Source organism: Flavobacterium sp. (genome assembly GCF_041911335.1).
In the GTDB taxonomy this organism is placed as follows: domain Bacteria; phylum Bacteroidota; class Bacteroidia; order Flavobacteriales; family Flavobacteriaceae; genus Flavobacterium.
In genome coordinates this window covers 1-9,470 of record NZ_JAYRPD010000057.1, presented here as the reverse complement: position 1 = coordinate 9,470, position 9,470 = coordinate 1, and the positions used below count along the sequence as shown (strand labels likewise).

At 35.2% G+C, this 9,470-nt stretch carries 6 protein-coding genes and 1 pseudogene; all 7 read left to right on the top strand.

Features of this window, described 5'->3' with window-relative positions; translation table 11 throughout:
- Positions 1 to 1,164 precede the first annotated feature (1,164 nt).
- The 7 genes and pseudogenes from ACE3PD_RS09685 to ilvA all read left to right on the top strand — a co-directional run bounded on the left by ACE3PD_RS09685 (position 1,165) and on the right by ilvA (position 9,243).
- A pseudogene (locus tag ACE3PD_RS09685) lies at positions 1,165 to 1,587 on the top strand (hypothetical protein).
- A 544-nt stretch (positions 1,588 to 2,131) separates the two neighbouring features.
- Positions 2,132 to 3,022 carry a branched-chain amino acid transaminase gene (locus tag ACE3PD_RS09680; RefSeq protein ID WP_374401911.1) on the top strand — a complete coding sequence of 297 codons (891 nt, stop codon included), beginning with the start codon at positions 2,132 to 2,134 and terminating at the stop codon, positions 3,020 to 3,022.
- On the top strand, positions 3,022 to 4,698 hold the full coding sequence (ilvD, locus tag ACE3PD_RS09675; RefSeq protein WP_374401909.1) for a dihydroxy-acid dehydratase: 1,677 nt from the start codon (positions 3,022 to 3,024) through the stop codon (positions 4,696 to 4,698). Before ACE3PD_RS09680 ends, ilvD begins: the two co-directional genes overlap by 1 nt.
- Before the next feature lie 7 nt (positions 4,699 to 4,705).
- On the top strand, positions 4,706 to 6,400 hold the full coding sequence (gene ilvB, locus ACE3PD_RS09670; protein WP_374401907.1) for a biosynthetic-type acetolactate synthase large subunit: 1,695 nt from the start codon (positions 4,706 to 4,708) through the stop codon (positions 6,398 to 6,400).
- A gap of 11 nt (positions 6,401 to 6,411) precedes the next feature.
- Positions 6,412 to 6,936: an acetolactate synthase small subunit gene (gene ilvN / locus ACE3PD_RS09665; RefSeq protein WP_374401905.1), complete on the top strand. Its 525-nt coding sequence runs from the start codon at positions 6,412 to 6,414 to the stop codon at positions 6,934 to 6,936.
- Between the two features lie 19 nt (positions 6,937 to 6,955).
- A complete protein-coding gene (gene ilvC / locus ACE3PD_RS09660) occupies positions 6,956 to 7,999 on the top strand; it encodes a ketol-acid reductoisomerase (protein ID WP_374401902.1) in 1,044 nt (347 codons plus the stop codon).
- Positions 7,999 to 9,243 carry a threonine ammonia-lyase IlvA gene (gene ilvA, locus ACE3PD_RS09655; RefSeq protein ID WP_374401900.1) on the top strand — a complete coding sequence of 415 codons (1,245 nt, stop codon included), beginning with the start codon at positions 7,999 to 8,001 and terminating at the stop codon, positions 9,241 to 9,243. Before ilvC ends, ilvA begins: the two co-directional genes overlap by 1 nt.
- Positions 9,244 to 9,470: the final 227 nt, after the last annotated feature.

The following is a 9,470-nucleotide window of genomic DNA, read 5'->3' as shown; positions in this document are numbered from 1 at the left end:
AATTGTATTGTTTGCTGCTTTAATAACATCTAAAAAACGCTATAATTAAAGCTAAATATACGAAAAAAGGAGCAGAAAAACTAAGTTTTCTACTCCTTAAATTATTGCAATTATTATTTAAAGAACTTTTTCAGTGCCCTCCCGCATAAGTGGTATTTTGTGTGTTTTTAGCACTTGTTTTCCCCAAAGTAAGTCAATAAAAAAAGGCTCCCTGTTTTCCCAACCCCTCGCGCACAGTCCGCCTTTTTTTATCCACTTACACCCAATCCAAAAAACAAACGCTAAAAACACACAAAAACCACTCCCAAGCTATATTTACATAATAAGTGTTATAATGCCTTCCATCTCCCAGTGCTACGCCAACGGCAGTTATAACAGTTATTATGTAAAATAGCCGCTCTCCCCAACATCCCAACGCGCAAAAGACGCCTTTCATTCCAGTTGCCACACCTTCCCAACGCTCAGCGGCTATTCATGAGCTCCCTAGGCAAAATAATAAACAAGCGAATAAATATCCGCTCCCAGCCGCACCCACCCGAAAAAAAATAGGAACGCTACCGCTAAAGTAATTTTCATTGTTTTTTGAAGATGCTTCCCATTTCCATCAGACCAAAACTGCTAACTGTAAACCGCGACTGCTAACTGAACCAACAAGCATCATCAAAAATCAAACTACTACAAGAGTGTGTTTTTCTTTTTTCTCATCTTCACAAAGCCATATTGTCAAACCGAGCGTAGTCGAGGTCGTCTAGCAAAAAAAAGAAAACCACACCCTTGTTTACGAATCCTGATTGAACACCCCTAAAACCCCAGTTCACAAGAACATTTGGGGTAAACATTTTTACAAAAAAAAGGATAAAAAAGAAGCCAAAGGTTTGTTCCGGGTATTCAAAAAAGCAAGTTCAAGCCTTCGGTTCCGGATAAAATCTCCACCCTTACATTTCCAGCTTGACTATTCACTTATCACTAATTACTTATCACTCATTAGGGTAGTATTTTATCCAGAAAACTTGCTTTTTTGAAACCCTCCACAAGGCAAGACGACTTTCTTTTTTTTCCTTTTTTCTTTTGCAAAAATGTGTGTGGGGCATCTCGGTTTCCAATCACATTTCGGGCAATCACGAAGGAAAGACGAAGGAAGTTAACCTGTTAAATCCTTGTACTATGGACACAATTTTTATCAAAACCCACCAACCTGGGGCGCACTATGCCAAACCGCACTTTTTCGTATTATCAAAAGGACTGAATAGCGGAAAACCTCAAAACGAACCCTTTACAAACAGCTTTGTACTTGTATTTCAAACCGAAGCTCAAAAAGACGACATTTTTTGAATAGCCATGAGCTTATGGAAATCAAAATTCTGGATGCCTTTTCTTCGCGGTTCGGTTATTCCGTTCTTATCTCTCTATGAATTCAAAAAAGAATTCAATCCAAAAGCCACCCGATTAATGCGTGAACACGAGCTGCACCATAAAAACATCCAAGCACTCAAGCTGCTGCAGGAACAAGAAAACCACCACAACAAAAACATCCACCTGATCAACGAACTCAAAAACGCTATTATGATGAGATATAGAATGAAATAAATATTTAAATTTTAAAACCTGTAGTTTTCAAATCAAAGTGTAATTTTATAACTTTTTTTTAATTTAAATGTTATAAATTCATTTTTTTGTTTTAATATTGCACCTCATAAAGAAAAAAGTTTTGAAAAATTTAGCTATTATTCCTTCAATTAGTATTGTAAATGTGATCATCACATCTGCAGAGGGAAAGCTATAAATATATTAAAAATATTTTGAAGCCTCCCGAGAAATCAGGAGGCTTTTTTAATTTGTACATTTTCTATGAAAACTAATATGAACATCATTATTATCAGCATTATTATTCGCTCTTTCGGGTGAGTCAGGCTGGTAGTGTCCAATTTTAAGCCTTTCTCATTCGTTTGAGAAAGGCTTTTTTTATTTATAAAATCATCAAAATGAAAACCAATATGAACATCATTATTATCAGCATTATTATTCGCTCTTTCGGGTGAGTCAGGCTGGTAGTGTTCAATTGTAAGCCTTTCTCATTCGTTTGAGAAAGGCTTTTTTTATTCCATTTCGTAAACAATTAAATCAAAACAATATGTATTACAACAACAACACCTTACTTTATTTAGACGGAAAATTTGTCAAAGCAAATGAATCCAAAATCGATTTATACAGTCAAACGCTACACTATGGTTATGGTGTTTTTGAAGGTATTCGCGCTTATGCAACCGAGGAAGGAACTAAGGTTTTTAAAGCAAATGAACATTACGAGCGTCTTAAAAAATCATGCGAATTAGTAAATATTCCTTTCAATTCCTCAGTAGAAGAACTAATTGAAACTACTTACGAATTACTTAAAAAAAACAACTTAACAGATGCTTATGTTCGACCATTAGTTTTTTGTGATCCTAATATGAGTCTTCATAGACCGAATAATGTTTCCATCATGATTTGTGCATGGGAATGGGGTGCGTATTTAGGAGACAAACATTTACGCTTGACGGTTTCTTCCTATTGTCGTCCACATCCACGTTCTATAAAAATTGAAGCCAAAGTTTGTGGTCATTATGTAAACTCCATCCTTGCTACAACAGAAGCTAAAGACAATGGTTTTGATGAGGCTTTGCTTTTAGATAGTGATGGTTATTTAGCGGAAGGTCCAGGAGCTAATTTATTTTTTGAAAAAGAAGGGGTTTTATACACTCCGCAATTAGGAAATATTCTTCCAGGAATTACTCGTGCTACTGTTTTAGAATTAGCAGAAAAATTAGGAATTGAAGTAAAACAAGGACTTTTTCAACCTGAAGAATTATGGAACGCGGATAGCGCTTTTTATTGTGGTACAGCAGCAGAAGTTATTGGGATTGAGTCGGTAGATGATAAAAAATTCCCAAAAGACTGGAACGATTCATTAGGTAAAAAAATCCAAGAGGAATATTTACAATTAGTTAGAGAAATAAAAACAGCACCAAACACCAAATACTAATGACAACATTAAACAAATACAGTAAAACAATTACCCAAGATGAAACCCAACCCGCAGCTCAAGCCATGCTTTACGGAATCGGTTTATCAGAAGAAGATATGCAAAAAGCTCAAGTTGGAATCGTGAGCACGGGCTACGAAGGCAACACTTGTAATATGCATTTGAATGATTTAGCTAAAGAGGTAAAAACGGGTGTTCAAAATGAAAATTTAGTCGGTTTAATTTTCAATACGATTGGCGTAAGTGATGGTATTTCTAACGGAACTGATGGAATGCGATTTTCTTTAGTGTCAAGAGATGTAATTGCTGATTCTATTGAAACTGTGGTAAGTGCCCAATGGTACGATGCCGTTTTAGCTGTGGTTGGATGTGATAAAAATATGCCAGGTTCCCTTATGGCAATGGGAAGACTAAATCGTCCTTCAATCATGATTTATGGCGGAACTATTCATTCTGGAAAATGGAAAGGAGAATCATTAAATATCGTTTCAGCTTTCGAAGCCTTAGGAAAAAAAATTAATAATACCATTTCAGAAGAAGATTTCAAAGGGGTAATTAAAAATGCTTGTCCGGGTGCTGGTGCTTGTGGCGGAATGTACACGGCTAATACAATGGCATCGGCAATTGAAGCTTTAGGAATGAGTTTACCTTATAGTTCTTCTAATCCCGCATTGAGTAAAGAAAAAAGTCAAGAGTGTTTGGAAGCTGGAAAAGCAATAAAAGTCTTATTAGAAAAAGACATTAAGCCGAAAGACATTATGACGAAAAAAGCCTTCGAAAACGCCATGACTATGGTAACGGTTTTAGGCGGTTCTACTAATGCGGTTATGCATTTGATTGCGATGGCTCATGCAGTAGATGTTGAGTTGACTTTAGAAGATTTTCAGAGAGTAAGTGATAAAACGCCTTTGTTGGCCGATTTAAAACCTAGTGGAAAGTATTTAATGGAAGATTTACATGCTGTAGGCGGAATTCCAGCAGTTATGAAATATTTATTAAAGAACAATTTGTTGCATGGCGAGTGTTTGACAGTAACTGGGAAATCGGTTGCTGAAAACTTGTTTAATGTTCCAGATTTGAAGGAAGGTCAAAAGGTATTACTTGATGTAAAATCGCCACTAAAAGCTACAGGTCATCTACAAGTTCTTTATGGAAATTTAGCTTCAGAAGGTAGTGTGGCCAAAATAAGTGGTAATGAAGGTGATTATTTTGAAGGAACAGCAAAAGTTTTTGATGATGAATTTGCAACAATTGAAGGAATAAAAAAAGGAGAAGTGAAATCAGGTGATGTTGTCGTAATTAGGTACTGCGGACCAAAAGGAGGTCCAGGAATGCCTGAAATGCTAAAACCAACTTCCGCCATAATAGGAGCTGGATTAGGAAATAGCGTAGCATTAATTACGGATGGAAGATTTTCAGGTGGAACTCACGGTTTTGTAGTGGGTCACATAACACCTGAAGCTTATGTTGGTGGAACAATTGCGTTAGTAAAAAATGGAGATACTATTACAATTGATGCAAAAAACAATACAATCAACGTAAAAGTAAGTGATGAAGAATTATTGAAACGAAAATCAGAATGGAAACAACCACAACCTAAAGTAACAAAAGGTGTTTTATATAAATACTTACAATGTGTTTCAAGTGCCTCAACAGGGTGTGTAACCGATAAATAAAAACAAAATGAATACAACAAAAATAACAGGCGCCCACGCCGTTTTAAAATCTCTAGTTGAAGAAGGAGTGGAAACGATATTTGGATATCCAGGCGGAGCCATCATGCCCATTTATGATGCTTTGTATGATTATTCAGATGCTGTAAATCACATATTAGTGCGTCATGAACAAGGCGCAATTCATGCAGCGCAAGGCTATGCTAGAACTTCAGGAAAAACAGGGGTAGTATTCGCTACTTCTGGTCCAGGGGCAACAAATTTAATAACTGGTTTAGCAGATGCTTTAATAGATTCTACGCCTTTGGTATGTATAACAGGTCAAGTGGCATCACATCTTTTAGGTACTGATGCTTTTCAAGAAACGGATGTAATTGGAATATCCATGCCAGTAACCAAATGGAATTGCCAAGTTACTAAAGCAGAAGATATTCCAGTAGCTATTGCAAAGGCGTTTTATATTGCATCAACAGGTCGTCCAGGACCGGTTTTAATTGATATTACTAAAGATGCCCAATTTGAACTAATGGATTTTAATTACCAAAAATGCACAAAAATTAGAAGTTATCAGCCAAAACCTGAGGTAAATAAAACAACTCTTGAAGCAGCTGCCCAACTTATTAATCAAGCAAAAAAGCCATTTTTAGTTATTGGTCAAGGAATTATGCTATCTAATGCCGAAGAAGAACTGTTACAATTTGTAGAAAAATCGGGCATTCCAGTGGCATCAACGTTATTAGGGTTAGGTGCTTTTCCCAATAATAATCCATTATATGTTGGGTATTTAGGAATGCACGGCGATTATGCACCTAATATTAAAACAAATGAATGTGATGTGCTTATTGCAGTCGGAATGCGTTTCGATGACCGAGTTACAGGTGATGTTTCTAGATATGCCAAACAAGCTAAAGTGATTCACATTGATATTGATGCAGCAGAACTCAATAAAATAGTTAAAGCCGATGTTCCTGTTCATGCCGATGCAAAAGAAGCATTAAAGTTGTTAACAGAAGTAGTGCAAGAAAAGCAACATCCTGTTTGGTTAAATGAGTTTACCGAAGCCCAAAAAACAGAAGTAGAAACGTTGCAAAAAAGCTCAGAATTATCAAGTAGTAGTGAGTTAAAAATGGATGAAGTCATAAAAATACTTTCAGAAATTACTAATGGAGAAGCAGTTGTAGTAACGGATGTAGGGCAACATCAAATGATGACCGCAAGGTATTACAATTACAATAAATCAAAAAGTAATATTACTTCAGGAGGATTAGGAACTATGGGGTTTGCCTTACCAGCAGCTATTGGAGCCAAATTTGGTACACCCGATAAAACAGTAATTGCCGTAATTGGGGATGGTGGTTTTCAAATGACTTTGCAAGAATTAGGAACAATTTTACAAAGTAAAGTTGAGGTGAAAATCATCATTTTAAACAATCGATTTCTTGGAATGGTTAGACAATGGCAAGATTTGTTTTTTGAAAAACGCTATTCCTTCACAGAAATTATGAGTCCCGATTTTGTTGCTTTAGCAAAAGCATATAGTATTGAATCATCAAGAATTGAAGAAAGAACGCATTTAAAAGAAACGCTATTAGAAATGTTAAACCATAAAGGTTCTTATGTGTTAGAAGTAATGGTAGCAAAAGAAGAAAATGTATTTCCAATGGTACCAACAGGTGCTTCAGTTTCAGAAATACGATTAAATTAAAATTTAAAGAAATGGAAAAAACTTATACAGTATCTGTATTTACAGAAAATAGTATTGGAATACTTAATCGTATCACCATCATTTTTACACGAAGGCATTTGAATATAGATAGTATTACCGCTTCCGAATCAGAAGTAAAAGGAGTATTTCGGTATACGATTGTTTTAAAAACTACAGGAGAACAAGTAAATAAGGTAGTGGGCCAAATAGAGAAATTGGTTGACGTTTTAAAAGCTTTTGTCCATCAAGAGGAAGAAATTGTGCATCAGGAAATCGCTTTATACAAAATTAAAACCGACAAGTTAACAAACGGCGAGGTAGAAAAAGTAATTCGTGAAAATTATGCCCGAATTCTAACTGTAGATCCTTTATTTATGGTCATCGAAAAAACAGGACACGTTGCAGAAACACAATTACTTTTCGAAAATTTAAAACCTTTCGGAATTTTAGAATTTGCTCGTTCAGGTAGAGTAGCAGTGACCAAACCAATGAAAGAATTAAGTACGTATTTAAAAGAGTTAGAAACAAAAAAATAATAATAAAACAAAAAATAAAATGGCAACAATAAATTTTGGAGGCGTCCTAGAAAACGTAGTAACTAGAGAAGAATTTTCATTAAATAAAGCACAAGAAATCCTAAAAAATGAAACGGTAGCTGTTATCGGTTACGGAGTGCAAGGTCCAGGTCAAGCACTAAATTTGAAAGATAACAATATCAATGTAATTGTCGGACAGCGAAAAGGAACTGCAAGTTGGAACAAAGCAGTAGCTGATGGTTGGAAAGAAGGTAAAACGCTTTTTGATGTGGAAGAAGCATGTAAAAAAGGAACTATTATCATGAATTTGCTTTCAGATGCAGGACAAATACAAGCTTGGGAAGGAATGAAGAAGTATCTAACTAAAGGCAAAGGACTCTATTTTTCTCATGGATTTGGAGTAACGTTTCATGAAAAGACGGGTATTGTCCCACCAAAAGATGTCGATGTGTTTTTAGTAGCGCCAAAAGGTTCCGGTGCGTCACTAAGAAGTTTGTTTTTGAAAGGACAAGGATTAAATTCTAGCTATGCCGTATTTCAAGATGCCACTGGAAAAGCTCAAGAAAGAGCATTAGCATTAGGAATTGCAATTGGTTCAGGCTACTTGTTTGAAACCACATTTCAAAAAGAAGTATATAGCGATTTAACAGGAGAACGTGGGGTTTTAATGGGAGCATTGGCTGGAATTTTTGAAGCACAATACAATGTTTTACGCCAACGCGGACATTCGCCAAGTGAAGCTTTTAACGAAACGGTTGAGGAGTTAACCCAAAGTTTAATGCCTTTAGTGGCTGAAAATGGAATGGACTGGATGTATGCCAATTGTTCTACCACAGCACAAAGAGGAGCCTTAGATTGGAAAGGGAAATTTAGAGAAGCAACAGAACCTGTTTTAAACGAATTGTACGATAGTGTAATTTCAGGTAAAGAAGCAGAAATAGTAATTGCAGCCAACAGCAAACCCGATTACCGTGAAAAATTACAAGAAGAATTAGCTGTTTTACAACAAAGTGAATTCTGGCAAACGGGAGCTCAAGTTCGTAAATTAAGACCAACAAAATAATGAAGGTGTTAGACAACATATACAAAGCCCAAGAAAACATCAAAGAAGTTGCCATCCATACGCCTTTGATGAAAAATGAAAACCTGAGTGAAGAATTCTCTGCTCAGGTTTGGCTAAAACGGGAAGATTTACAACCGGTTCGTTCTTATAAATTGAGAGGGGCTTATAATAAAATTGTTTCACTTGAGGATTCAGAAAAACAAAAAGGAGTAGTTTGTGCTAGCGCAGGAAATCACGCACAAGGTGTGGCTTACGCTTGTTATAGACTTCATATAAAAGCTACTATTTTTATGCCTGTTACAACTCCATTGCAAAAAATAAAACAAGTGAAATTATTTGGTAAAGATAAAGTTGAGGTAGTTTTAAAAGGCGATACTTTTGATGAAGCGTTTCACTATGCAAGTCTTTTTTGTAAGGAACAAAATGCAGTTTTTATTCATCCTTTTGATGATGAAAAAGTAATTGCAGGTCAAGGAACTGTAGCTTTAGAATTGTTAGATGATACAAAATTGCCTATTGATTATCTTTTTGTACCAATAGGTGGAGGTGGTTTGGCAGCTGGAGTATCTAAGGTGTTCAGTCAATTAAGTCCAAATACAAAAATTATAGGAGTGGAACCTTTAGGAGCAGCTTCTATGAAAACATCTATGGAAAATGGTAGAAATACAACTTTAGATGATATTGATAAATTTATTGATGGTGCTGCGGTAAAGCGTGTTGGTGAAAAGACTTTCGAAATTTGTAAAAAAAGTTTACATGATGTGGTATTAGTTCCTGAAGGAAAGGTGTGTACCACTATTTTACGTTTGTATAATGAAGAAGCAATAGTGGTAGAACCAGCGGGAGCTTTAACTATTGCGGCTTTAGATTTTTACAAAGAACAAATCAAAGGAAAAAATGTTGTGTGTATTATAAGTGGCAGTAATAATGATATCACCAGAACAGAAGAAATTAAAGAACGTTCACTACTTTATGAAGGATTAAAACATTATTTTATTATTAATTTCCCACAACGACCAGGAGCGTTAAAGGAATTTGTTAGCGAAGTTTTAGGTAAGGAAGATGATATTACTTATTTTCAGTTTTCCAAAAAAAATAATAGAGAAAGTGGACCAGCTGTTGTAGGTATTGAATTAAAGAATAAAAAAGATTTCATAAAAATTGAAGAACAATTAAAACGAAGAAAATTTAATTATCAATACTTGAATGAAAATGTAGATTTATTTACGCACCTAATTCTATAGATTTTAAAATATAATATTACAAAAAAAGCCTAGCCTTACGACTAGGCTTTCTCATACTCAGTAAAGGTTACCAATCAAAACTGAGCTTATTGTACGTCTTCAAACTAAATTGGACTTTTGCTAAGAGAGTATTTAGTTAATAATTCAAAGATAAAAGATTTTTTTGATTAGTTGTTAATTTTGATTTTTGGTACTCATTTCTTCGGTTTATAATAGCCATTTTCTTT